General features: G+C 32.5%; 1 protein-coding gene. It reads right to left on the reverse strand.

The features are described from left to right. Positions 1-230: 230 nt before the first annotated feature. The gene (gene satA, locus MOC09_RS20065; protein ID WP_419901071.1) at positions 231-725 is read right to left on the reverse strand and encodes a streptothricin N-acetyltransferase SatA; all 495 of its coding nucleotides are present in this window, start codon (positions 723-725) and stop codon (positions 231-233) included. Between the last annotated feature and the right edge of the window lie 302 nt (positions 726-1,027).

The raw sequence follows: 1,027 nt of genomic DNA on the forward strand, positions 1-1,027 counted from the left end.
ATAATCAATTGATACTTCAAATTTTATGCCTGTCCAGAAAATATTTTTTGAATCAAAAGGAGTAAATATTTCCAAAAATAAACATATAATCCCTCTTCGTTCTTTAGCATAGATAAACAGTTTATTTCTTTCCACTTTTTATCCTTCCTCCTTCATGTAACGGACATGAAAGAAGCATTAAAAGACGAAACATCAAATGACCATCTCCGAGATTGCTGAGATATTATCCCTTAAAATTGACAGTACCAAAAAATCGCAATTTCCTTTGCCGTTGGGAAGTTGGAATAAAGCATAGTATCAACTCCCCCTATTACAAAGCGGTTTTTGGCATAAAAACGACAAGCTGTAACATTAATATCTTGTGTTTCTAACATAAGACCGCTAAAGTTATTCTCCTTTGCCCACTCAATAGCTTTATTTAATAATGCTGTTCCAACACCTTTCTTTCTATAATCTTTGGCAACAGCAATGTCCTCTATTAGTGCATATCCATTCCAATTAGAACGAATCTTAATCCGACCGATGCAGTTGTTTTCATCATATTGTAAAAAAACAATTTTTCCCTCTTCTTCAATATAACTAACATCAATTTCACCATCTTCATATTTCTTGACATAAGGTTCAGAAAATAATCCCTCTGTATATTTCCAAATATTGTTTTTAAACGTAGGTATAATTCTGCCTGAAACAACGAAAGGTTCATTTGGTTTATTGAAATCTTTCATATTAAATTCATCTTAATTATCATATCAATCTCCTTCCCAACGACATTATATTTAAAGCAGCTTGTATGAAGCATAATCAACTTCCATTATATGTCACTTTACAAACAAAGCAATAACCGCTTTTTAAACAACAAACTTTGTGAAAACAGGATTTACCTAAGGTGTCCACCGACCTTTGTTTCCAGCATTTTTAGTAACTGGAGTAAAAGCAAATCAAAAAAAAAGAACCCATGAACCCCTTATATTGAAGGGTTCATGGGTCTTTTATTGAGACGGATTAACACTATTACGCTTCTTCTGCT

The sequence above is a fragment of the Bacillus sp. N12A5 genome (assembly GCF_026790125.1).
Lineage (GTDB): Bacteria > Bacillota > Bacilli > Bacillales > Bacillaceae > Bacillus.